The following is a 23,804-nucleotide window of genomic DNA, read 5'->3' on the forward strand; positions in this document are numbered from 1 at the left end:
TGCAGCAGATGACCAGCCCGTCATTACGGGCGTGGCCTGTGCAGAAGTGTTGTGTAAATACTAGAACCTTGGCGGCGATCCCCATATTCCGGGCCGCCAATGTGAGCAACGGCATCCCGCGGGCGGCGACGCACGCGTCACTTCCAGCCGGTGGCGGCGAGCAACCGCTGCTCGAACATCGGGATCATGCTTTGCACGTACGTCTTGGTGAGGTGGTTGTCGTCCTTGTAGACGTAGACATTCCCGACGACGGCGGGGCAGGTACCGTTGGCGCAGATGAAGTCGCTCATGTCCATCAGGTGCAGCCCTGCGACCTTGCCCCGGTAGGCGTCCAGCGGCGAGGAGGCGGCCAGCGATTCCTGCAGCGGAACGTTGCAGGCCGCGGCATCGGCGCCCTTCTTCTGCACGCACTCGGGCATGTTCATGGTGAACCGGGGGTTGTCGCGCACGCCCACCACCTCCATCCCGGCGTCGGTGAACGGCCGGATGCCCTCAAGGTACTGCGGGACCTCGGTCTCGTACGGGGCGTCCTTGTGCGTGAGCGAGGCGACCGTGAAGACGGCGTCCGGCTTGTGTTCCAGGACGTACCGGGTGCTGGCCCTATTGAAAGCGTTGCAGTCAGCGTCCCGCTCGGGCGATTCCCCGCCGAAGCGGCAGTTGCCCTTGAGCAGGGTGACGACTTCCCAGCCGTGGCTCTTGGCGATGGGGCCCAGCGCGGCCATGTACTGCTGGGCGTGCGAATCGCCGAGCACGACGATCCGCTTGGTCACCTGGTCCGGCTTGCTGTTCTGCAGGCAGCCTGAGAGCAGCGGGTCGCTCGTCATGTTGGCGTCGGTGCAGAGCCCGTCGATATCGGCCCACTCGTTCTTCATGGCGGCCGGGCCGGGAATGATTTTGGCGGCCGGTGTCGGCTTGCCGGCGTTCTCCGGCGCCAGCGCGGCGGCGCCGGGGGTCAAGTCCCGGGGCTGGGCAGCCGCGGCGGCCTCGTCGGCCATCATCTGGCTCTGCCAGACGGTCACCGGGCCGGCCAGCAGGGCGCCGCAGGCGGCGATCACGACGGCGGTGCGCCAGGCCCGGCGCTGAGGCCAGTGCCAATCGCGCAGCGGCTTCTCGACAAAGCGGGTGGTGAGGACGGCCAGCACCACGGAGGCTGCGACAATCGCGAGGCCCTGCATCAGGTCCGGCGCGCTGAGGCCCATCCCGGCCAGCGTCAGCACCAGCAGCGGCCAGTGCCAGAGGTACAGGGCGTAGGAGTTGTCGCCGAGGGCAACCAGCGGACGCCAGGTCAGGAGGCGGTCGACGCCGAAGCGGCTGCCGCTCTGTCCGGCCACGATGATGGCTGCGGCGGCCAGCGTCGGCCACAGCGCGATGAAGCCGGGGAAGGACCGGTCCACGGTCAGCAGCAGCCCGCAGGAGAGCATTGCGGCCAGGCCCGCCCAGCCCAGGATCACGCGCAGCGCCTTGCCCGGTTTCAGGTGCGGCAGCGCCAGGGCCAGCAGCGAGCCGAGGGCGAACTCCCAGAGCCGGGTGCGGGTGTCGAAGTAGGCATAGGCCTGGTTGCTGGCGGTCTGGTCGATCGAGTAGGCCAGCGAGGCGGCGAAGATGGCCCCGAACGCCAGGGCAAGGATCAGCCGGTAGTTCCCCACCCGCCCGCTGAGGTTCGTCCAGCGGCGCAGCGCCCGCTCCAGAACGCGGTGCAGCACGGCGGCCCCGGCGAAGACCAGCGGCCAGAGCAGGAAGACCTGGCCCTGGATGGACAGGGACCAGAAGTGCTGCAGCGGGCTGGCACCGGAGTGGTCCTGGGCGTAGTAGTCGACGGCGGTGTCGGCAAGCAGCCAGTTCTGCCGGTACAGCAGGGATGCCCAGGCCTGGTCGAGGATATCGGGCCAGCGGCTTGCCGGCAGGATGGTCCGGGTGCCGATCAATACCCCGAGCACCACCACAACGACGGCGGGCAGCAGCCGCTTGAGCAGGTGCAGCCAGTGGCTCAGGAGGCGCAGCGGCTTCCCGCTTTCCACCTTCCGGGCGAAGCTCAGGGTCATCAGGAAGGCCGAGATCAGCAGGAAGATGTCCACCCCGCCGGAGACCCGGCCCAGCCACACGTGGTAGGTCACCACCATCAGGACGGCGAGCGCACGCAGGCCCTGCACCTCGGGCCGGTAGCCCGATTTGCGGCGCGCCGGCGACCCCGCGGGCGCGGGCGCGGGGCTGGCTGCGGCTCGCTCGTTCGACACTTCTGACCCCTCAGGCGCGGTTCCAAAAACATCAATGTTACCGAACCGTAATTTCCTGCGCCAATCGCCGGGAGGTCCGGTACGGGCGCCGCGGCGCGGCAGGACCTAGTCTGTAACGAGTCGAAGGAGGCCGCGGGTGATTGTGCAGTTACGGATATGTGTGCCGGAGCGTCTTTCCGGTGCCGTGGTGGACTGCTGTTCGGAGGGGCTCGGTGTGGCGGAGGTGGCGCTGCACCCGGGCGCTTCGGTGCTGCCGCCGGGAGACGTCATCCTGGTCTTTATCGCGCGCGAATCCGTCGAGGCGCTGATCGAGCGGCTGCACGCCCTGAACGTCAAAGAGGTCGGCTCAATCTCGGTGACGACTCCCGAGTTGTTGCTCTCCGACCGCGCGGACGAGGCGGTGGCGGCGGCCCCCGGCGAGGGCGCGGACGCCATGATCTGGGATGAGGTGTCCCGGCAGACCGGAGAGGACTCCAGGCTGACATGGAGCTATCTGGCATTCCTCGTCCTGGCCACCCAGCTTGCCGCGATCGGGATCGTCACCGACTCGACCATCGCCATCGTGGGCGCCATGGCCGTAGGTCCCGAGTTCGGGCCGCTCGCCGCGCTGGCCGTGGCGCTGGTGCGTCGCCAGTGGCGGCTCGGACGCGGGGCGGCGCTGGCGCTCGGGGTCGGATTCCCGGTTGCCATGCTGGCTGCGGCCCTTACGGCCTGGCTCTCCGTCCCGCTGGGGCTCTTTCCCGCCGACGCGCTGGACCGCGGCTCGGCGGTGGAGTTCATCTACCACCCGGGGCCGTATTCCCTGATTGTGGCCCTGCTGGCCGGAACTGCCGGCATGTTGTCCGTGATCGGCCGGCGGTCGGCGGCCCTGATCGGCGTCTTCATTTCCGTCACCACGGTACCGGCAGCCGGATATGTCGCGGTGGCGCTGGTGCTGGGTGAGTACCAGAAGGCTGCGGGGTCCGCCCTGCAGCTTCTGCTGAACCTGGTCGGGATCGTCGTGTCGGCCGTGGCGGTGCTGCTGTTCTACCGGGTAATCACCAAGCGCCTGCCACGCGACGCCGCACAGCGGCTGCGGCGGAAGTCGCAACCGCCCCGGCGCTGACCGGCGGGGCCAACGGGCGGGGTCAACGGGCCAACGGGCCAACGGGCCAACGGGCCAACGGGCCAACGGGCCAACGGAAAGGACCGGACCAGCTGACGCTGGTCCGGTCCTTTTTCTTGCACGGTGCCCTAAGGACAGGTCTTAGTGCTGGTGTCCGGCGTGTTCGTCTTCGTCGGCCGGCTTCTCCACCACGAGGGTTTCGGTGGTGAGAACCAGCGCGGCGATGGAGGCCGCGTTACGGAGGGCCGCACGCGTCACCTTGACGGGGTCGATCACGCCTGCGGCGATCAGGTCCTCGTACTCGCCGGTCTTGGCGTTGAAGCCCTGGTTGACCGCGGCTTCGGCGACCTTGGCAACAACGACGTAGCCGTCGAAGCCGGCGTTCTGCGCGATCCAGCGCAGCGGCTGGGTCAGTGCGCGGCGGACGATGCCTACGGCGCCTGCCGCGTCGCCGTCGAGCGCCTGGACGGCCGGATCCTCGTCGAGCGCCTTGAGGGCGTGGATGAGGGCGGAACCGCCGCCGGCCACGATGCCTTCTTCGAGGGCAGCGCGGGTGGAGGACACGGCGTCCTCGATGCGGTGCTTCTTTTCCTTCAGCTCGACCTCAGTGGCAGCGCCGACCTTGATCACGCCGATGCCGCCGGCCAGCTTGGCCAGGCGTTCCTGCAGCTTTTCCTTGTCCCAGTCGGAGTCGGTGCGGGTCAGCTCGGCGCGCAGCTGGGCGACCCGGGCCGCGACGTCCTCGGCGGAGCCGGCGCCGTCGACGATGGTGGTGTTGTCCTTCGTCACGGTGATGCGGCGGGCGGTGCCGAGCACCTCAAGGCCCACGGTGTCCAGGCTGAGGCCCAGTTCCGGGGAGACGACCTGCGCGCCGGTGAGGGTCGCGATGTCCTGCAGCATGGCCTTGCGGCGGTCACCGAAGCCCGGCGCCTTGACGGCGACGACGTTCAGGGTGCCGCGGATGCGGTTGACGATCAGCGTGGAGAGTGCCTCGCCGTCGACGTCCTCGGCGATGATGAAGAGCGGCTTGGAGCTCTGCAGCGCCTTCTCCAGCAGCGGCAGGAATTCCTGGACCGAGGAGATCTTGCCCTGGTTGATCAGGATGAGGGCGTCCTCGAGGACTGCTTCCTGGCGTTCCGCGTCGGTGACGAAGTACGGCGACAGGTAGCCCTTGTCGAACTGCATGCCCTCGGTGAGGACCAGCTCGGTCTGCGTGGTGGAGGATTCCTCGATGGTGATCACACCATCCTTGCCGACCTTGCCGAACGCCTCGGCCAGGAGCTCGCCGACCTCGTCGCTCTGCGCCGAGATGGCGGCCACGTTGGCCACCTGGGTGCCCTCGACCGGGCGGGCGTTCTCGAGCAGGCGGGCGGCGACGGCCTCAACCGAGACCTCGATGCCGCGCTTGATCTGTCCCGGGGCGGCGCCGGCCGCAACGTTGCGCAGGCCTTCCTTGACCAGGGCCTGGGCGAGCACGGTGGCGGTGGTGGTGCCGTCGCCGGCGACGTCGTTGGTCTTGGTGGCGACCTCCTTGGCAAGCTGCGCGCCAAGGTTTTCGTACGGGTCGTCCAGTTCGACTTCACGGGCGATGGTGACGCCGTCGTTGGTGATCGTGGGGGCGCCCCACTTCTTGTCCAGCACGACGTTGCGGCCGCGCGGGCCGAGCGTCACCTTGACCGTGTTGGCGAGCTTATCGATGCCGGCTTCAAGCGACCGGCGGGCAGCGTCGTTAAACGCAAGCTGCTTTGCCATGGTTTTGTCCTTTCAAGACAGAACCCCGCGCAGCCGTTCCGTTCAAAGCGAAGGAGCGGCGGCGCGGGGGTCCAAGAGAGTTACTTTACGACGATCGCCAGAACGTCGCGGGCGGACAGCACGAGGTACTCGACGCCGCCGGTCTTAACTTCGGTTCCGCCGTACTTGGAGTAGATGACAACGTCGCCGACGGCGACGTCGACGGGAACGCGGTTGCCGTTGTCGTCAAAGCGGCCGGGGCCTACTGCAACAACTTCGCCTTCCTGCGGCTTCTCCTGTGCGGAGTCCGGGATAACCAGGCCGGAAGCCGTGGTCTGCTCGGCTTCGAGCGGGCGGACAACAATACGATCCTCAAGAGGCTTAATAGAGACCGACACTCGGACCTCTCCTTTTCGTCAGCAAATTCGTGGACTTTAAAGCTGTGGTGCCATGGCGTACAGACCGTCGTCGCGGTGCCGGCAGCAGCCAGGCCGGTAAAGCTTCAGGTGTTAGCACCCGCCTAGGGAGAGTGCTAATGACGACTCTATGTAAGTAGTTAGCACTCGGTCAAGGCGAGTGCCAGAAATTCGTCCCGGGTGAACATCGGGGGCATGCCCATCTGGCGGCTTGTCAGACGGACATGCCCATCCCGCGGCTTGGCGGACGGACATGCCCATCGGGCGGCTTGGCGGACGGACATGCCGCCCAGGGCGCGGAGCTCGTGTCCATTGTTGGTGCTGAGCGCTGGGCATGCTCATTGCTGGTCCGGTGCAATGGACATTCCGTGCGGGAGCGATGGGCATGCCCATTGTTGGCCGCCCCCGATGGACATATACGCAATATGTCCAGTGTCGGCGGCGAAGGACGGGCATGTCCGGAGTGGGTGGCCCCCATCGGCGCCGTGCCAGGCCCGGGCCACACCAATCCCCGAAGTTGCAGCAGGCCCAGCCGCCCAACGATCCAGCAGGCCAAGCAGGCCAAGCAGGCCCGGGCCAGACAAATTCCCGAGATTGCAACCGGGCCCAGCCGCCCAACGATCCAGCGGGCAAAGCGGGCAAAGCGGGCCCAGCCGCGCAACGATCCAGCGGGCCCAGCCGCCCACGCAGGCCCAGCCGCCCAAGCGGGCAAAGCGGGCCACGCAGGCCCACCCGCCCAAGCGGGCCAACCCAAGAGCGGGTTACTGCCCCGCGAGGTCCTCGTAGTCCCAGTCCTGGCCGTCGTCGTCCTCGTCGACCTGCGCGGAGGTGTTCCGTTCGCGGTAGAGCACAACGCCGCCGGCGAGGGCAGCCAGTGCGCCGAGGACCAGGAAGATGATGCTTCCCACCCGGGCGGCGGCATAGGTGTCGCGGATGGCCCGCGCCTCGTCGGTGGCGTCGGTGACGTCCTTGCCGCCAACGGAATACACGGTGGCGTTGAAGGAGTCGAGGGCGAAGATGATCACCAGCAGTGCCACGCAGACGACGGCCACCACACTGCCCGCAATCAGCGCGGGCCGGGCGAAGCGGACCAGCCCCCGCCGGCCCGGATTCTCCCCGTCTCCCTGCTCCCGGGTGCCTGCCGCGCCGAAGTCCTCTGTGTCCTTGTCGTTCATGCCGTCCAGCCTATCGGTCGCGCCGGGCCTTCCGCGCCTGAACTACGCTTGATTGCATGGCTGAGACTACGCAGGACCAGATCGCCCCGCTTCTCAATCCGGAGGGCTGGGAGCTGCTGGCCTCGCTGGGCCCGTACCGCGAGGAGGAGGCCTTCCGCCTCAACGCCTCGCTCCGGAAGGCCGGCCATTCCCCCGAGCTGGTCTCGGCGGCGCTCACTCAGTCCCGCCTGCGGACCAAGGCGGAGGCCAAGTTTGGCGAATTCGCCCGGCAGATGATCTTCACCCGGGCCGGGCTGGAGCAGGCCACCCGGCTCAACGTCGCGGCACGGCATGCGCAGCGGTTCGCGGAGGCCGGGATTGCGCACGTGGCGGACCTGGGCTGCGGACTGGGTGCGGACGCCATGGCGCTGGCCTCGCTGGACATCCGGGTCACCGCTGTGGAACTCGACGAAACCACGGCCGCCTGCGCCACCATGAACCTGATCCCGTTCCGGAACGCCACCGTGGTCCACGCCGACGCCGTCGCCGTCCCGCTCGACGGGATCGACGGCGTCTGGCTCGACCCGGCCCGCCGCACCACGTCCAGCTCCGGAACGAAACGGCTCTGGGACCCGGAAGATTTCTCCCCGCCACTGTCCTTTGTGGAGTCCCTGGCCGCGACCGGCCGGGCCGTCGGCGTCAAGATGGGCCCGGGCATGCCGCATGCGTCGGTGCCGGCGGACTGCGAGGCGCAGTGGATCTCGGTGGGCGGCGACGTCACCGAGGTGGCCCTCTGGTTCAACGCGGTCCGCCGGCCCGGTATCCGCCGCGCCGCCCTGGTCCTGGGGCCGAAGGGCGCCGCGGAACTCACCAGCGCGGAGGAGTTCGACGCCGGACCGGTCGCCCCGGTGGGGGCGGTGGAGGGCTACCTCTACGAGCCGGACGGCGCCGTGATCCGTGCGGGTCTGGTCGCCGACGTCGCGCTCCAGATCGGCGGCCACCTGCTCGACGAACACATCGCCTACATCTGCGCCCCGGAACTGACCGACACCCCCTTCGCCAGGGCCTACAAGGTCCTTGAGGTGATGCCGTTCAACGTCAAGGCGCTCAAGTCCTGGGTCAGGGACAACGGAATCGGCGTCCTGGACATCAAGAAGCGCGGCACCTCGGTTACGCCGGAGGAACTGCGCAAACAGCTCCTGCCCGGCGGCAGAAGCCCCAGGAACGCCGCCAACAAGACGGCCACCCTGGTCCTGACCAGGATCGGCGAGGAGCGGGTGGCCGTTTCGGTGGAGCCGGTCTAGGGCTTGGCGGGCAGCTCTACTGGGCCCGCATGAACTCCTCGGCGGCCCGGACCTGTTCGTCGCCGGGCCGGATGCCGGTGTAGAGCACGAACTGCTCCAGGGCCTGGATCGTGGCGACCTCGGAGCCGGTGATCACCTGCTTGCCCGCGGCCCGGGCGGCCTTGACCAGCGGCGTCTCGGCGGGCAGCGCGACGACGTCGAAGACCACCTTCGCGGCGTCGATCGCCTCCTGCGGGAAAGGCAGCGCCTCGGACTCCGGGCCGCCCGCCATGCCGATCGGGGTCACGTTGATCAGCATGTCGGCAGTGCCGGAGGGATCGACGTCGGCCCGCCAGGCGAACCCGTAGAGCCCGGCGAGCGCCCTTCCGGCCTCCTCGTTGCGTGCGATCACGGTGACGTTCCGAAAGCCGGCGTCGCGCAGTGCCGCCGCGGTGGCCTTCGCCATGCCGCCGGCCCCCAGCAGCCACACGGAGTAGTCCGTGGGGACGGCGTTGCGCCGCAGCAGCTGCTCGATCGCCGTGTAGTCGGTGTTGTAGGCCGTGAGCGTGCCGCCGTCGTTGACGATCGTGTTGACCGAATCGATGGCTTTCGCGGACGGGTCCATGACGTCCACAAGGGCGATCACGTCCTCCTTGTACGGCATCGACACCGCACAGCCACGGATACCCAGGCCGCGTACCCCGGCGATGGCCTGGGCCAGGTCGGTGGGGGCGAAGGCCTTGTAGATCCAGTTCAGGCCCAGCTGTTCGTACAGGTGGTTGTGGAAGCGGGTCCCGTTGTTGCTCGGCCGGGCCGAGAGCGAGATGCACATGGTCATGTCTTTATTCAGGATGGGCACAGCACTATTAAACGCCACCACACAGGTTCAGCGGCAGCCGGAGCCCGGTCCGTGCGGCCCGACGGCGACCGGCAGCTTCCCGGGGGCGGTCGCTTTGCCGGCAAGCACCTCCAGCAGCGCGTCGAAGGCCTCCTGGCTCCGGCCGAAGAGCGCGATCTTTGCGGGCGCGGCGGACTTCTCCAGAGGCCACGGGGCATCGAGCGAGACCGCCACATCCGCGGTGGCGGGGGCTCCGCCGTAGCCGATCAGCGTCACGAGCGGCCCGTCACCGATCCCGATGCCGGCCTGCCTGGCTGCCGCGGCGAACCGTGCCCGGTCCTGCTCGGATCCGCCGCTCACCCGGACGCTGGCGGGAACCATCGGCCCGTGGCACGGCCCTGCCAGGACGGTGATGGCTTCTTGGGAGACCTTCTCCGACAGTGCCGAGCCGCTGCCCGGCGGAGTGCCCTGCGGCGGGTGGCTGCGGCCGCGCCAGAGCTGCATCGTAGCCACCCGCCGGGCGGCTTCGTCCAGGCGCGCGGCCGGCAGTGAACCGTTCCGGACAGCGGCCACGATCGCGGCGTGGGCCGTCTCGACCGACGCCGGCATCAGCACCAGGTCGGCTCCGGCGGCGAGGGCCAGCGGGGCGGCGGAGTCGTTTGGGAACTGCTGCGTAATCGCGCCCATGTTCATGGCATCGGTCACCGCGACGCCTTTGAAGCCCATCCGGCGCAGCTCGGCGTAGGAGGCCGGCGAGACCGAGGCGGGGACTCCGGGCTGCAGTGCGGGGACGGCAATGTGCCCGGTCATGACCATTGGCAGGCCGGCGTCGATGGCAGCCTGGAAGGGCTTCAGGTCCTTGGCCCGCAGCTGGTCCAGGCTCGCCCCTTGCACCGGCATCCCTTCGTGCGAGTTGACGGTCACTGACCCATGCCCGGGAAAGTGTTTGGCGGCCGGGAGCATGCCGGCGTCGAGCATTCCCTTTGAGAAGGCGGTGCCCACTTCCGCGGCGATGTCCGGGCTGCCGGAGATGGACCGGGCGCCGATCGTGGGGTCGGCGGGACCCACGGTGACATCCGCGGTGGGCGCGAAATCGACGTTGAAGCCCAGCCCGGCCAGTTCCGCGGAGATGGCCCGGCCGGCGTCGGAGGCCAGCGGTTCACTGTCGGCCGCCCCGTAACTCATCGGGGCAGGCCACTCGGTGAGGGGTGCCCGCAGCCGCGCCACCGCCCCGCCCTCCTGGTCCACCCCGATCAGCCCGGGCCAGCCGCGGCCATCGGCACGGGCCGCACGCTGCAGGCGCCCGGTGGCGGCGTGCATGGCGGCAGTGTCCACCTGCCCGTCGGGGGCCGTGGGGACGTTGTCGCCCATAACAATTGAACCCGCGAGATGGAGTCGTTCAATGGTCCGGGCGTGGGCTTCGGCGTCGAGTCCCGGGAAGAACGGCAGCAGCACCTGCCCGGCCTTTTGTTCCAGGCTCATGGCCGCCACGGCGGTGGCGGCGGCATCGGCGTCGCGCTGGTCCGGACCCCAGCCGAGCGGGCGCGGCGTCCCGTTCGCGGCGTTGTCCGCCGCCGGTACCCCGGCAGAGGAGCCCTGGTCCGGGGACGGTCCCGGCCCCGAAGTGCCCGGGCCGCTGCAGCCCGCCGCAGCCACGGCCAACCCCGTCAGGAGCGCCATGACTGCCGGCAACCGGCTTCCCCTGTGAAAACTCTCACGTATCAGCTGTAACTTGGCCACCAGCTCGATGCTACCCCTGCACTAGACTTGAACCACCGTTGCCTTGCCACAGCATGCCGCTGCGGGCAGCAAACCAGCTGGCGTCAGAACGGGCAACAAAACAGCGAAGGGACCACATGAAGATTGATTTCGCTTCATCCAGGCAATCAACTCTTGGTGTGGAATGGGAGCTCGCGCTCGTCGATGCAGAAACCGGCGAGCTGGCCTCGGTGGCCGGCGAGGTGCTCCGGGGCGTGGCCGACCGCCATCCCGAGCTGAACGAGGATGACGAACATCCCCACATCAAACAGGAACTGCTGCTCAACACGGTGGAACTCGTCACCGGAATCTGCACTACCGTAGCGGAAGCCAAGGCGGACCTGGACAGTTCCCTCGCCGCTCTGCGCGAGGTCACCGACCCGATGGGCGTCGAGGTCTTCTGCGCCGGCAGCCACCCCTTCAGCCCGCCGCAGTTGCAGCCCGTCACGGACAAGGAGCGCTACGCCAAACTGATCGACCGCACGCAGTGGTGGGGCCGCCAGATGGTCATCTACGGGGTGCACGTCCACGTGGGCCTTGACAGCCGCGACAAGGTACTTCCCGTCCTCGACGGCCTGGTCAACTACTTCCCGCACTTCCAGGCGCTCTCCGCCTCCAGCCCGTTCTGGGGCGGCGAGGACACCGGCTACGCCTCGCAGCGCGCCCTGATGTTCCAGCAGCTCCCGACGGCGGGCCTGCCGTTCCAGTTCGCGAGCTGGGAGGAATACGAGGCCTACGTCCAGGACATGTTCACCACCGGCGTCATCGACACCCTCTCCGAGATCCGCTGGGACATCCGCCCGGTGCCCAACCTCGGCACCATCGAGATGCGGATCTGCGACGGCCTGGCCACGCTTGAGGAAGTCGGCGCGATCGCGGCCCTGACCCAGTGCCTCGTGGACGAGTTCTCCACCATCCTGGACAACGGCGGCACCATCCCGACCATGCCGCCCTGGCACGTCCAGGAGAACAAGTGGCGTGCGGCCCGTTACGGCATGGACGCGATCATCATCCTCGACGCCGACGGCAACGAACAGCTCGTCACCGAGCACCTGCGCGAGACGCTCACCCGGCTGCAGCCCGTCGCCGCCAAGCTCGGCTGCAGCGCCGAACTGGCCGACGTGGAGAAGATCATCCGGCGGGGCGCGGGCTACCAGCGCCAGCGCCGCGTCGCCGCCGAACACGGCGGGGACCTGCGCGCCGTCGTGCTGGATCTGGTCAAGCAAATGCGCAAGGGTCCCGAAGCCTAGTCTCCGGGCACCGTTTCCCTGTTCCTAGGCGGACACGGAGGTGACCGGCATCGAGGAGTCCGGCGCGAAGCCGATCCCGCTCGGTGCGGTTCCGGCCATCACCAGTTGCGCGCCAAGTGCGGCGACCATGGCCCCGTTGTCGGTGCACAGGGCCAGCGGAGGTACGGTCAGCCGGATCCCGGCGGCACGGCAGCGCTGCTCCGTAAGCTGGCGCAGCCGCGAGTTCGCGGCCACTCCCCCGCCCAGCAGCAGCTCGGTGATGCCGTGTTCGCGGCAGGCGAGCACCGCCTTGGACGTGATCACATCCACCACGGCTTCCTGGAAGGCGGCGGCGATGTCCGCGACCGGCACCTCCTCACCGCGGGCTTCGAACTGCTCGACGCAGCGTGCGACGGCGGTTTTGAGGCCGCTGAAGGACCAGTCGTAGCGGTGCGGGCCGGGTTCCTCGGCGGTGCCCATGTACTTGGTCTGTGTGAGGCCGCGCGGGAATCGGATGGCCTTCGCGTTTCCCGTGCGCGCCAGCTTGTCGATGGCCGGGCCGCCCGGGTAGCCCAGCCCCAGCAGCCGGGCCACCTTGTCGTAGGCCTCGCCGGCGGCGTCGTCGATGGTGGAACCGAGGAGCTCGACGTCGTCGGTGATGCTCCGGATCCGCAGGATTTCGGTGTGCCCGCCGGAGACCAAGAGTGCGCCGAGGTTGTCCGGCAACGCGTTCCCGCCGTCCGCGGCAAAAACGCCCGGGGCGCCGTCGCCCGGCTCGAGCAGGCCGACGCCGACGTGCGCCACCAGGTGGTTGATCGCGTAGAGCGGCTTGCCGGTGGCGACCGCGAGGGCCTTGGCCGCGCAGACACCCACCATGAGCGCGCCGGCGAGCCCCGGGCCGGAGGTCACGGCGATGGCGTCAAGGTCCGCCAGCGTCACGTCCGCCGCGGCAACGGCCTCCCGGAGGGTGGGGACGAATGCGTCAAGGTGTGCGCGCGAGGCGATCTCGGGGATGACACCGCCAAATCGGACATGCTCGTCCATGGAGGAGGAGACCGTGTTCGCCAGCAGCCGGGTGCCGCGGACAATGCCGACGCCGGTCTCGTCGCAGGAGGATTCGATCCCCAGCACCAGCGGCTGGGAGCTGTGCGGGATGTGGTTCATGCTCGGCCTGTTTCGCTCGAAGGTGTGTGCAGTTGGAGGCGCATGATCAGCGCGTCCACGCCGTCGCGGTAATAGCGCGGCCGGACGTGGATCTGCTCGAAGCCGAAGCGCCGGTAGAGCTGCTGGGCCCGGGGGTTGTCGGCGCGCACTTCCAGCAGCACATCGGCGGCATGGCGGCGCCGGCTCTCGCGGATCAGCTCGGTCAGCAGGGCCGACCCGATGCCCTTGCCCTCCTGTTCGGGCACGACGGCGATGGTCTGGACGTCCGCGATGGGTTCGATGCACATCAGCCCGGCGTAGCCAACGATCGCTCCCGCGGCCTCCGCGACAAGGTAATGCCGCGTGTCGGTCTGCGCCAGTTCGTCGACGAACATCTGCAGAGGCCAGGCGTCGACCGGGAACAGCCGGCGCTCCAGGGCGTGGACAGAGGGGATATCCGCGGGAACCATTGGCCGGAGATCCACGCCGGGCGGCCCCGGCCGCGTTTCCGGGGCGGTCACAGCGCGCGCTTCCGCGGCCCAGGGACCTGCGCGTCGGATTCCCGCAGGTACAGCGGGGCGCTGTCCAGGAGCTGCTCCCCCGCGGCGAGGCGTGCGAGGGCGAACTGGCCCAGCGAGAGCGCCTCGGGCTGCCGGCCGGCGAATTCAGGCACCGCGTTCACGACGTCCGGGTACAGGCCGGCGCCGGCGCCGTAGACGGGCAGGTCCGGCAGATCGGCGGCGAAACCCACATGCGGTCCGTCCAGCAGTTGCGGCAGCTGGCCGGCGGCCTGGGCGTAGCGGGCCCAGTAGACCTCCTTGCGCCGCGCATCGGTGGCCACAATGAACTCCTCCGCCGCCTCCGTGGACTCGGCCACCTCCAGGGCAATGGCGTCGAGGCTCATCAGCCCATACAGCGGTTTCTGCCAGACGAAGGCCAGGCTGCGCGCCGTGACGATGCCGGAGCGGAGGCCGGTGAACGGTCCCGGTCCCACCCCGGTGACGATCGCGTCGATGTCGGCGCCGCGAAGGCCCGCGCCGGAGAGCAGCTGCTCGATCCCCGGGGCCAGCACCTCGGCGTGGCTGCGCGTGTCCGCGGTGGCGAAGCTGCCGACCACGGACTCCAGGGAATCGTCGGAGACGAGCGCCGCGCTGGCAACGGCCGAGGTATCGATGGCAAGGATGAGCATGTTCAGTCCGTTTCCGTGGTCGCGGGCAGGGACGGGAGGGCCGCCAGGGCGGCCGGCGGCTCCGCCCAGCGCGGACCGAAGCCGCGGAACACCACGGTGCGGGGCTCGTCGGCGTCGTCGGTGTCAAAGTCCAGCACTTCAGTGCCGGCGGGCTGGGTGGCGGCCTGGCCGCCGGTCAGTGCGCCGGGCGGGGTGCCGCCGAGCTGGCGGTGCAGCTCCACCTCGAGCCGGCTCTCGCTCAGGTGTTCCACCCGGCCGCGGCCCCATTCCACCACGGTCACGGAGCTGTCCATGGTGTTTTCCAGATCGATGTCATCGATTTCGGAGGCCGATCCCAGCCGGTAGGCATCGACGTGGACCAGGTCCGGGCCGCCGGGTCGCGGCCCGTCCGGCAGGTTGGGATGGATCCGGACCAGCACGAAGGTGGGCGAGATGATCCCGGCGCGGACGCCGAGGCCTTCGCCGAGCCCCTGCGTGAAGGTGGTCTTGCCGGCGCCGAGTTCGCCGCTGAGGACCAGCAGGTCGCCGGCTTCCAGAACCGCGCCGAGGGCGGCCGCGAGCTCATGCGTCTGCGCGGCGGTCCCCATGGTAAGGGTCCGCTCCCAGGCCGCTCCGCTCACTGTCCGGCTCCGTCGCCGGGCGCTGACTCTTCATTGACGTAACGGCGCGGCACCCGCGGGCTGATGCGGGTGACGATCTCGTAGTTGTTGGTGCCGGCCGCCCGGGCCCAGTCCTCGGCGGTGGGGCCGCCGTCGGCGCCGTCGCCGAACATCACGGCCTCGGCGCCCAGCAGGGTGGGTCCCCCGGCGGAGACGTGCAGCGGACCGAGGTCGATCACCATCTGGTCCATGGCGATGCGGCCCACCACGGGGTAGGTCCGACCGTCCACCCGGATGGGGCCGCCGGTGGCGATCCGCGGCACGCCGTCGGCGTAGCCAAGGGGGACGAGGCCCAGCGTGCTCTTGCCGGCGGTGCGGTAGTTCAGCCCGTAGGAGACGCCCTGGCCTGCCGGCACGTCCTTGCAGTGCGCGACGACGGTGCGGACGGTCATCGCGGGGCGCAACCCGACTTCCGCGGAGCTTTGCCCCTCGAACGGTGAGAGTCCATAGATACCGAGGCCCACGCGGACCAGGTCGAAGTGGGTGTCCGGCCGGGACAGCGTCGCAGGGGTGTTGGCGAGGTGGCGGACCTCGGGGTCGACGCCGGCGTCCTGGGCCATCGCCAGTACCTCGCGGAAGGCGGCCAGCTGCTCGTCGGTTTCGGGGCGTTCGGGTTCGTCGGCGACGGCCAGGTGGGAGAAGATCCCCACGACGCGCAACAGTCCCTGGTCCTGGTATTCCATCGCCTCGCCGAGCAGCGTGTCCCAGGACTCCAGGGTGGCCCCGTTGCGGCCGAGTCCGGTGTCCACTTTCAAGTGGATCCGGGCGGGGCGTTCCTGTTCGCGGGCGGCGGCGACGATCCGGCCGAGTTCCCAGCCGGAGCAGCCGATGTCGATCCCCGCGGCCACGGCTGCGGCGAAATTGCTTTCGGGGGTGTGCAGCCAGGCCAGCAGGGGGGCTTCGATTCCGGCGGCGCGCAGGGCCAGCGCCTCGGAAATGTGTGCGACGCCAAGCCAGCTGGCCCCGGCCCTGAGGGCGGCACGGGCGACAGGGATGGCACCATGTCCGTAGGCGTCAGCCTTGACGACCGCCATCACTTTGGCCGGCGATGCCACGGCCGCCAGCCGCCGGACGTTGTGCCGGATGGCCTCAAGGTCGATCACGGCCGAGCGCTCCTCGACACGGCCGGGACCTGCTTCCGCCACGGGCCGGAAATCACCTGTTGCTGCTGGGTATATCACTTTACGATTCTACGGGTGGTGGCAGATGCTCCTGAATTCGGGCCGGCCCCGCGCCCTCTGAGCACGCCCATTCCCCGCCGCGGGACATGCCCATTCCTTGCTGTGGGACATGCCCATTCTTCGCCGCAGGACATGCCCATTCTTCGAGGCCACGAGTGGACATATGGGGAATATGTCCAATCCTGGGCCCGGCCAGAGGGCATGTCCCTTCGCGCACGGGGTTCGTTCCCGGGCGTTCCGCCACATCCCATTCCTTACCGCGGGACTTGCCCATTCTTCAGGGCCACGAGCGGACATATGGGGATTATGTCCAGTCCTGGGCCCGGCCAGAGGGCATGTCCGTCGGCTGGCAGCCCGTCACCACCCGCGGAACATGTCCCGGCACTGCCGGGGCTACACTGCCGGGGCTACACTGCCGGGGCTACACAGCCGGGGCTACGCGTCGGACAGGTGCGCAATGGTCGCCGTCGCCCGCCGTTGCGCCTCGGGAGGCACGTTGCGGACGATTTCTTCGAGGAAACTGTAGCGGCGCAGCCACTGGCTGCCCTGGCGTTCCTTGCGGGCGTTGGCGCGTTGCCACCAGTCGGCGAGGTCGCCCCAGCCGGGTGCGGCGAGCGAGCCGCCGACGTGCTGGACGGCCAGGGCGGCGCACAGGTTGGCGAAGCGGAGCCGGTCACCCAGCGGCCAGCCGGCCAGGCAGCCGACGATGAACGCCGCCCCGAAACAGTCCCCGGCGCCGGTGGGGTCGAAGGCAGGAACAGGCAGCGACGGCACCCACTCCTCTTCACCGGTTTCGGAATCCACCGCCATGGATCCCTGCGGACCCAGGGTCACCACAGCCACCGGCACCTTGTCCGCGAGCGTGTAGAGCGCGGCCCACGGGTTGTCCTTGCCAGTGAAGGCCATGGCCTCCTGCTGGTTGGGCATAAAGGCGTGGAAGTACTGCAGGTTGTCCAGCCGCGCCTGCGCCCACGTTCCGGTGGGGTCCCAGCCGACGTCGCCAAAGAGCCGCACGCCGGCCCGGTGCGCGTCGACTGCCCACGGTTCCAACTCCTCGCCCAGCTCCGCGACGGCGGCGAGCGCGGGCGGCGGGCAACCGATCAGCTCGCTGGAGGTGACCGGCGCCGGGTGGCCGTGGGTCACCATGGAGCGGTCCTTCTCGACGCTCAGCGACACGGTGACCGGCGAGTGCCAGCCCGGGACACGCCGGGAGAGCGAGAGGTCCACGTGTTCCTGACGGTCCAGGATTTTCCAGTTGTAGTCGCCGTAGCCGTCGTCGCCGAAGGCGGCGGCGAGCCCGGTCCGCAGCCCCAGCCGGGCCGCGGCGATGGCCTGGTTCGCCACCCCGCCGGGGCAGCTGCCCATCCCCTCGCTCCAGATCTCGGTGCCGGGCAGGGGTGCGTGCGGGAGGCCGGTGAAGATGATGTCCTGGAACACCGTGCCCGTCAGGAGCAGGTCAAGACCCCCCGCTGCCGGGGTCCGGACGGCGGCGAGCGGGTCGAAGCGCGGCGCTGGAATGGCGTCCATACACGGCAGACTACGCCGTCCCTGTGGCCCACGGTAGACGGCGCTCCCGGCCCTCCGGCGCCTCGCGGAATAGACTGCAGACATGCGGCTCATGATTGCCGGCGGCGGCGGATTCCGGGTGCCGCTGCTCTACCGGGCTCTCTCCGCCGGGCCGTTCGCCGGCCTGGTCGGGGAGCTGGTGCTGTACGACGTCGACGCCGGCCGGCTCGCCGCCGTCGAGGCGGTGCTGGCCTCCGTGCCGCCGCCACCGAATGGGGCACGCAGCGGCGGACCGCGCATCCGCACCAGCACCTCTCTGGCGGACGCACTGGCCGGCACGGACATGGTGTTCGCCGCGATCCGGCCCGGCGGCACCGCCGGACGCACCGTCGACGAGCGGGTGGCGCAGGACCTGGGGCTGCTGGGCCAGGAGACGACCGGGGCCGGCGGGATCTCCTACGCCCTGCGCACTATCCCGCCGATGCTGGAGCTGGCCCGGGCGATGCAACGCCTCCGCCCCGAGGCATCGCTGGTGAACTTCACCAACCCGGCGGGCATGGTGACCGAGGCGCTGGTCCCGGTGCTGGGCCGCAGGGTGGTGGGCATCTGCGATTCGGCCGGCGGGCTGGTGCACCGCGCGGCCCGGGCCGCCGGCGTCCCGCTCCCGGAGGGCCGGCTCGACGGCGCGGGCTACTACGGGCTCAACCACCTGGGCTGGCTGTACCGGTTGGAGGCCGCCGGCACGGACGTCCTTCCCGGTCTGCTGGCCGACGCCGGGGCGCTGGCCGGCTTCGAGGAGGGCCGGCTCTTTCCCCAGCCCTTCCTGGCCCGGCTGGGCTGCCTCCCGAACGAGTACCTGTACTACTACTACGAGACGGCCCGGGCCAAGGCCGCCATGCGGGCCGCGGCGCAGACCCGCGGCGAGTCCATCCACCGCCAGCAGGCCGAGCTCTATCCGCGGCTCGCGTCCGCGGGCGGTGAGGCGTACCGGCTCTGGGATGCCGCGCGTCGCTCCCGCGAGGAGGGCTACCTGGCCGAGGCCCGGGCCGCCGGCGAGCAGCGGGACGAGGATGATCTGGCCGGAGGCGGCTACGAGCGCGTTGCCCTGGCGGCGATGCGGGCGCTGGCCGGCGGTGGCGACGCAGAACTGGTGCTCAATACCCCAAACGCGGTGCCGGCTCGGGGCGGGGCGCCGACCGCGGCCATCCCGGGCCTGCCGGTGGACGCCGTCGTCGAGGTCCCCTGCCGGGTGGGCGCGGGCGGCGTGGTTCCGATCCCGCAGGACCGGCCCGCCGAGGCGCAACTGGCGCTGATGCGGCGGGTCAAGGAGGTCGAACGGCTCGTGGTTCGGGCCACCGGCCCGCAGTCCGCGTCCGGCGGCGGGGGCCGGCGGGAGGACGCCCTGGCCGCGTTCGCCCGGCATCCCCTGGTCGATTCGGAGGAGCTCGCGGCCCGGCTGCTCGCCGGCTACGAGGCGGCATTCCCGGACCTCGCGGCGTTCTGGGGCACGCCGTAGCTCTGGGGCGCGGAGTACTAGAGCCGGCGGTACATCACATGCAGGCCAACGTAGCCCAGCCGCGGGTGGTTGAAAGCCTCCGGGATGGTGCCGAGGATCTCGAAGCCCATGCCCTGCCAGGCGGCGACGGCCCGGACGTTGCTTTCCACCACGGCGTTGAACTGCATGGCGCGGAACCCGGCGGCCCGGGCAGCATCCAGCGAGTAGGCGCACAGCGCGCGGGCCACGCCCCGGCCGCCATACCCGGCGCGGACCATGTAAGCGGCGTTGGCTACGTGGCTGCCGCCACCCGCCTGGTTCGGGTGCAGCTCGCCGGTGCCCAGAACGACGCCACCGGTCTCGCCACGGCCGACGGCCACGAAGGTCTGGCCCGGGGCCGTCTTGAACCACTTGGCGCGGGCCTGCGCCTCGGTGGTGTCGCGGTCCCAGGTGAAGGTCTCCCCCGCCCGGATGACGGGCTCCAGGATCTCCCAGATGGCGGCCCAGTCCGCTGGGGTGGCCTCACGGATCTCCCACGGGGCCGGGGCCGGCGGGGTTTCTGCGGGTGCGCTCACAGCCGCCACGATAGCAGCCCGCAACCGCCGGCGAACCGGTCCGCGGTTCAGGAGTAGTGTTTTACCGAATCCACGTCGCGCGAAGGGAGGGGAGCAGGATGCCGTTGGTCCGCCGCGTCGCCTTCCTCTCCCTGCACACCTCGCCGATGGAACAGCCCGGCTCCGGTGACGCCGGGGGCATGAACGTGTACGTCCGCGCCCTGGCCGCGGCCCTGGCCGAGACCGGCGTCGAGGTGGAGATCTTCACCCGGTCCACCGCTGCCGGCCAGCCCGCCGTCGAGCACCCGTCCCCGGGGGTCTGTGTCCACAACGTGCTCGCCGGGCCGCCGAGAAAGCTTCCCAAGGAGGAACTTCCGGCGCTGCTGCACAGCATGGTCGCAGAAATCGACCGGATCAAGCAGTTGCAGCCGCATGGCCGCTACGACGTCGTCCACTCCCACTATTGGGTTTCCGGGGTCGCGGGGCTGGAGCTTTCGGAGCTGTGGGGGGTGCCGCTGGTACACACCATGCACACCATGGCCAAGGTCAAGAACCTGCTGCTCGAATCCGGCGAGCAGCAGGAGCCGCGTCGGCGCGAGGAGGGCGAACACCGGATCGTCGACGGCGCCACCCGGCTGATCGCCAACACCGGCACCGAGGCCGCCGAACTCGTTTCGCATTACGACGCCGATCCCGACCGCATCGATGTGGCGCCGCCGGGCGTTGACCTCTCCGTGTTCACCCCCGCCTTCCGGAGCCGCGCCCGCAGCCAGCACGGTGTCCCGCCGGGGCGCTTCCACCTGCTGTTTGCCGGGCGCATCCAGCGGCTCAAGGGCCCGCAGATCCTGGTCAAGGCCGCCGCGCTGCTGCGCGCCCGCCGCCCGGACATCGACCTGCAGATCACCATCCTGGGCGCGGTGAGCGGGACAAAGGATTTCGACCTCAAGGCGCTGATCACCGCCGCGGGCATGGACGACGTCGTCACGCACCACCCGCCGGTCAGCGCGCCCAAGCTGGCCGGCTGGTACCGCTCGGCCGACGTCGTGGTGATGCCCTCCTACAGCGAGTCCTTCGGTCTCGTCGCCCTGGAGGCCCAGGCCTGCGGCACCCCCGTGGTGGCCACCAAGGTCGGCGGCCTGTCCCGGGCCATCTTCGACGGCCGGACCGGGTTACTGGTGGAGGGCCACAAGGCCGCGGACTGGGCCGATGCGCTCGAGGCCCTGCATGACGACCCGGCCACCCGGGAGGACATGGGCCGCGCGGCATCCGTGCACGCCCAGGGCTTCGGCTGGCAGCGCACCGCCGCGATCACGCTGGAGAGCTACCAGGCCGCCCTGGTCCAGTATTTTGGAACACGAAGCATCCCGGTGGCCCACACGCCTTGACCGGGATCAGACCGGGCGCCCTGCCGAAACCACCGGCGGGAGCGCCACGACGCCACGAGCCGAAGGACAACGATGTCTGAGAACACCACGGAAACCGCAGCAGCCGGGCACGCCACCGTCGACGTGGCCGCCAGCGGGGCCGCCCAGGCGCCGGTCCCGAGCGACCTGGAAATCGCGCAGCGCGCCACCATGCAGCCGATCGAGGATATCGCCGCCGCCGCCGGGATCAACCCGGAGGCACTGGAGTTCTACGGCCGCTACAAGGCGAAGATTGACCCGGCCAAGCTGGAGCGGGACGGTGCCCACGCCCCCGGCAAGGTGGTGCTGGTCTCGGCGATGTCCCCGACCCCGGCCGGCGAGGGCAAGTCCACCACCACCGTGGGCCTGGCCGACTCCCTGGCCCGGGCGGGACACCGGGTGATGATCGCGCTGCGCGAGCCATCACTGGGGCCGATTCTGGGCATGAAGGGCGGCGCGACCGGCGGCGGCTACTCCCAGGTCCTCCCGATGGATGAGATCAACCTGCATTTCACCGGCGACTTCCACGCCATCACCTCGGCGAACAACGCGCTGATGGCGCTCGTGGACAACCACATCTACCAGGGCAACGCGCTCAACATCGATCCGCGCCGGATGACATTCAAGCGGGTGCTGGACATGAACGACCGGGCGCTGCGCGAGGTCGTGATCGGCCTGGGCGGCCCGACGCAGGGCGTGCCGCGGCAGGACGGCTTCGACATCACAGTGGCCTCGGAGATCATGGCGGTGTTCTGCCTCGCCACCGACCTGAACGACCTGCGCACCCGGCTCGGCCGGATCACCTTCGGCTACACCTACGACCGGGAGCCGGTCACGGTGGCCGACCTCGGTGTCCAGGGCGCCCTGACCATGCTGCTCAAGGACGCGATCAAGCCCAACCTGGTGCAGACCATCGCCGGCACCCCTGCCCTGGTGCACGGCGGTCCGTTCGCCAACATCGCCCACGGCTGCAACTCGCTGATAGCCACCCAGACGGCGCGGTCCCTGGCCGACGTCGTCATCACCGAGGCCGGCTTCGGCGCCGACCTGGGCGCCGAAAAGTACATGGACATCAAAGCGAGGATGGCCGACGTCGCGCCGTCCGCCGTCGTGGTGGTGGCGACCATCCGCGCGCTGAAGATGCACGGCGGTGTCGCCAAGGACCAGCTCAAGGAGCCCAACGTCGAGGCGCTGGCCGCCGGCGTCGCCAACCTGCAGCGGCACGTGCGCAACGTGGAGAAGTTCGGCATCACCCCGGTGGTGGCCATCAACAGGTTCGGCACGGATACCCAGGAGGAGCTGGATTGGCTGCTGGACTGGTGCGCCGCGGAGGGCGTGCAGGCCGCCGTGGCCGACGTCTGGGGCCGCGGCGGAGGCGGCGACGGCGGCGATGAACTCGCCGCGAAGGTCGCCGCCGCCATCGACGCCCCGCATGGCTTCCGGCACTTGTACCCGCTGGAGATGACCGTGGAGGACAAGATCCGCACCATCGTGCAGGAGATTTACGGGGCCGACGGCGTCGACTTCTCCGTCCCGGCGCTCAAGCGGCTCGCGGAAATCGAGAAGAACGGCTGGTCCGGGATGCCGGTCTGCATGGCGAAGACGCAGTACTCCTTCAGCGACGACGCCACCAAGCTGGGCGCTCCGAAGGGCTTCACGGTCCACGTGCGCGACCTGATTCCCAAGACCGGGGCCGGGTTCATCGTGGCGCTCACGGGCGCGGTGATGACCATGCCCGGCCTGCCCAAGGTTCCGGCCGCGATGCGGATGGACGTCGACGCCGACGGCAACCCGGTCGGGCTCTTCTAACCCCGTTGCGCTATCACTCTTGGCTGCCATTCCCGGCGGATGGCGACCAAAAGTGACAGCTCAACAGGCCTGTGGATAACCGGAGCGGGGATCCGGGGTTCGGATAAGAATGGTCCGCATGCGACCACCTGTTGCCTTGCCGGCCCACCTCGCCTCGGCCCCGTTCACCGTCTATGAAGCGCGGGCCGCGACGCCGGGAACGTCGCGGCTCCGCGCTTCCGACCTCGCGACGGCCGGCCGGTTGCTCTACCTGCCTGCCGGCTGGGAGTTCGAGCTCCGCGGCCTGGCCCGCGCCCTTTCGGCCGCAACGCCGGGCGCGTGGATTTCGCACCTTACGGCCGCTGTGTTGCTGGGGCTGTGGCTCCCGTCGTGGTTTCGTGGCTGCCGGGAGCTCCATCTCAGCAAGCCGAAGGCGCTGCCGCCCGTCCGGCGCGAGGGCGTTGTGGGCCATACCGTTCTTGCGTTCGACGACGAGCTCATGGTCTGGGACGGCATCCGGATTTCAACGCCTGCCCGGACGTGGTTGGACCTTGCCCGCATCCTGCCGTTGGAGGATCTCGTAGCCGCGGGCGACCAGCTCGTACGGCAGCCCCGCCTGGAGCTGGAGGGCCGTTCGGAGCCGTGGGCCACACTCCCTCAGCTGCGGGACATGCTCACCCGGCACCCCAAGCTCAAAGGAATCGTGAAAGCGCGCCAGGCGCTGGAGCACATCCGGCCCGGTTCCGACTCCGCGCCGGAAACCTTCATGCGACTGGCATTGACCGCTGCCGGGCTGCCGGAGCCCGAGCTGCAGCTCAGGATGGTGCCGGACGACCCTCTCTCCCCCGCGGCCGACCTCGGATACCGGAGGCAAAGGATTGCAATCCAGTACGACGGCGGCCACCACCTCACGCGCGAACAACAGTCCCGCGACAATCGCCGCGACGAAAGGTTCAACGCGGCCGGCTGGCGCTACTTCAAATTCAACGCCGACGACCTGGCGGACGACTTCCGCGGTGCCGTCCGACGGGTCCGCCTAGCGCTCCACGGCCGTTAAACGCCGGTTGCCCTATCACTTGTGGCGGCTAAACCGGCTGTTTAGGCGCCGTAAGTGATAGGGCAACTCAAGGAAGGGTGG

At 69.7% G+C, this 23,804-nt stretch carries 20 protein-coding genes; 7 read left to right on the forward strand and 13 right to left on the reverse strand.

Annotated elements, in window-relative coordinates; translation table 11 throughout:
- Nucleotides 1–137 precede the first annotated feature (137 nt).
- The gene (locus FFF93_RS12440) at nt 138–2,234 is read right to left on the reverse strand and encodes an acyltransferase family protein (protein WP_138768632.1); all 2,097 of its coding nucleotides are present in this window, start codon (nt 2,232–2,234) and stop codon (nt 138–140) included.
- Between the two features lie 160 nt (nt 2,235–2,394).
- On the opposite strand from FFF93_RS12440, the gene FFF93_RS12445 reads away from it, so the two are divergent.
- Nucleotides 2,395–3,339, forward strand: coding sequence for a DUF389 domain-containing protein (locus FFF93_RS12445; protein WP_395858389.1), 945 nt, complete (start codon nt 2,395–2,397; stop codon nt 3,337–3,339).
- A 141-nt stretch (nt 3,340–3,480) separates the two neighbouring features.
- Here the strand turns inward: FFF93_RS12445 and groL are convergent, their stop codons facing one another.
- The 3 genes from groL to FFF93_RS12460 all read right to left on the reverse strand — a co-directional run bounded on the left by groL (nt 3,481) and on the right by FFF93_RS12460 (nt 6,661).
- Nucleotides 3,481–5,091, reverse strand: a complete 1,611-nt coding sequence (groL, locus tag FFF93_RS12450; RefSeq protein ID WP_138768630.1) for a chaperonin GroEL — start codon at nt 5,089–5,091, stop codon at nt 3,481–3,483.
- Nucleotides 5,092–5,171: 80 nt separating this feature from the next.
- Nucleotides 5,172–5,468 (reverse strand): co-chaperone GroES, encoded by a 297-nt coding sequence (groES, locus tag FFF93_RS12455; RefSeq protein WP_056737866.1) that lies wholly within the window; start codon nt 5,466–5,468, stop codon nt 5,172–5,174.
- 779 nt (nt 5,469–6,247) lie between these two features.
- Nucleotides 6,248–6,661: a hypothetical protein gene (locus FFF93_RS12460; protein ID WP_261375113.1), complete on the reverse strand. Its 414-nt coding sequence runs from the start codon at nt 6,659–6,661 to the stop codon at nt 6,248–6,250.
- Between the two features lie 56 nt (nt 6,662–6,717).
- Between FFF93_RS12460 and FFF93_RS12465 the strand changes: the two genes are divergently transcribed.
- On the forward strand, nt 6,718–7,944 hold the full coding sequence (locus FFF93_RS12465; RefSeq protein ID WP_138768629.1) for a class I SAM-dependent methyltransferase: 1,227 nt from the start codon (nt 6,718–6,720) through the stop codon (nt 7,942–7,944).
- 16 nt (nt 7,945–7,960) lie between these two features.
- On the opposite strand, the gene FFF93_RS12470 is transcribed toward FFF93_RS12465, so the two are convergent.
- Complete coding sequence (locus FFF93_RS12470) at nt 7,961–8,761, reverse strand: shikimate 5-dehydrogenase (RefSeq protein WP_138770389.1); 801 nt, start codon at nt 8,759–8,761, stop codon at nt 7,961–7,963.
- A gap of 48 nt (nt 8,762–8,809) precedes the next feature.
- Complete coding sequence (locus FFF93_RS12475; protein WP_138768628.1) at nt 8,810–10,441, reverse strand: glycoside hydrolase family 3 protein; 1,632 nt, start codon at nt 10,439–10,441, stop codon at nt 8,810–8,812.
- A 176-nt stretch (nt 10,442–10,617) separates the two neighbouring features.
- Between FFF93_RS12475 and FFF93_RS12480 the strand changes: the two genes are divergently transcribed.
- Nucleotides 10,618–11,769: a glutamate--cysteine ligase gene (locus tag FFF93_RS12480; protein WP_138768627.1), complete on the forward strand. Its 1,152-nt coding sequence runs from the start codon at nt 10,618–10,620 to the stop codon at nt 11,767–11,769.
- A 24-nt stretch (nt 11,770–11,793) separates the two neighbouring features.
- Here FFF93_RS12480 and tsaD read toward each other — a convergent pair whose 3' ends face one another.
- The 6 genes from tsaD to FFF93_RS12510 form a co-directional block, all read right to left on the reverse strand.
- Complete coding sequence (gene tsaD / locus FFF93_RS12485; RefSeq protein ID WP_138768626.1) at nt 11,794–12,912, reverse strand: tRNA (adenosine(37)-N6)-threonylcarbamoyltransferase complex transferase subunit TsaD; 1,119 nt, start codon at nt 12,910–12,912, stop codon at nt 11,794–11,796.
- Entirely contained in the window at nt 12,909–13,361 is a 453-nt protein-coding gene (rimI, locus tag FFF93_RS12490; protein ID WP_138768625.1) for a ribosomal protein S18-alanine N-acetyltransferase, read from the reverse strand. Before rimI ends, tsaD begins: the two co-directional genes overlap by 4 nt.
- Nucleotides 13,362–13,408: 47 nt before the next feature.
- Nucleotides 13,409–14,080: a tRNA (adenosine(37)-N6)-threonylcarbamoyltransferase complex dimerization subunit type 1 TsaB gene (tsaB, locus tag FFF93_RS12495; RefSeq protein ID WP_138768624.1), complete on the reverse strand. Its 672-nt coding sequence runs from the start codon at nt 14,078–14,080 to the stop codon at nt 13,409–13,411.
- Nucleotides 14,081–14,082: 2 nt separating this feature from the next.
- Nucleotides 14,083–14,700: a tRNA (adenosine(37)-N6)-threonylcarbamoyltransferase complex ATPase subunit type 1 TsaE gene (tsaE, locus tag FFF93_RS12500; RefSeq protein ID WP_138768623.1), complete on the reverse strand. Its 618-nt coding sequence runs from the start codon at nt 14,698–14,700 to the stop codon at nt 14,083–14,085.
- Nucleotides 14,697–15,920 carry an alanine racemase gene (alr, locus tag FFF93_RS12505; RefSeq protein WP_138768622.1) on the reverse strand — a complete coding sequence of 408 codons (1,224 nt, stop codon included), beginning with the start codon at nt 15,918–15,920 and terminating at the stop codon, nt 14,697–14,699. Before alr ends, tsaE begins: the two co-directional genes overlap by 4 nt.
- A 435-nt stretch (nt 15,921–16,355) precedes the next feature.
- Complete coding sequence (locus tag FFF93_RS12510) at nt 16,356–17,447, reverse strand: carbohydrate kinase family protein (protein ID WP_138768621.1); 1,092 nt, start codon at nt 17,445–17,447, stop codon at nt 16,356–16,358.
- A gap of 82 nt (nt 17,448–17,529) precedes the next feature.
- Between FFF93_RS12510 and FFF93_RS12515 the strand changes: the two genes are divergently transcribed.
- Nucleotides 17,530–18,942, forward strand: a complete 1,413-nt coding sequence (locus tag FFF93_RS12515; protein WP_138768620.1) for a 6-phospho-beta-glucosidase — start codon at nt 17,530–17,532, stop codon at nt 18,940–18,942.
- Between the two features lie 17 nt (nt 18,943–18,959).
- On the opposite strand, the gene FFF93_RS12520 is transcribed toward FFF93_RS12515, so the two are convergent.
- Nucleotides 18,960–19,496, reverse strand: a complete 537-nt coding sequence (locus FFF93_RS12520; RefSeq protein WP_138768619.1) for a GNAT family N-acetyltransferase — start codon at nt 19,494–19,496, stop codon at nt 18,960–18,962.
- 98 nt (nt 19,497–19,594) lie between these two features.
- Between FFF93_RS12520 and mshA the strand changes: the two genes are divergently transcribed.
- The 3 genes from mshA to FFF93_RS12535 all read left to right on the forward strand — a co-directional run bounded on the left by mshA (nt 19,595) and on the right by FFF93_RS12535 (nt 23,723).
- A complete protein-coding gene (mshA, locus tag FFF93_RS12525) occupies nt 19,595–20,860 on the forward strand; it encodes a D-inositol-3-phosphate glycosyltransferase (RefSeq protein WP_138768618.1) in 1,266 nt (421 codons plus the stop codon).
- 189 nt (nt 20,861–21,049) lie between these two features.
- Nucleotides 21,050–22,687, forward strand: coding sequence for a formate--tetrahydrofolate ligase (locus FFF93_RS12530; protein ID WP_261375442.1), 1,638 nt, complete (start codon nt 21,050–21,052; stop codon nt 22,685–22,687).
- 118 nt (nt 22,688–22,805) lie between these two features.
- A complete protein-coding gene (locus FFF93_RS12535) occupies nt 22,806–23,723 on the forward strand; it encodes a DUF559 domain-containing protein (protein ID WP_138768617.1) in 918 nt (305 codons plus the stop codon).
- Nucleotides 23,724–23,804: the final 81 nt, after the last annotated feature.

The sequence above is a fragment of the Arthrobacter sp. KBS0702 genome (assembly GCF_005937985.2).
Taxonomy (GTDB): Bacteria; Actinomycetota; Actinomycetes; order Actinomycetales; family Micrococcaceae; genus Arthrobacter.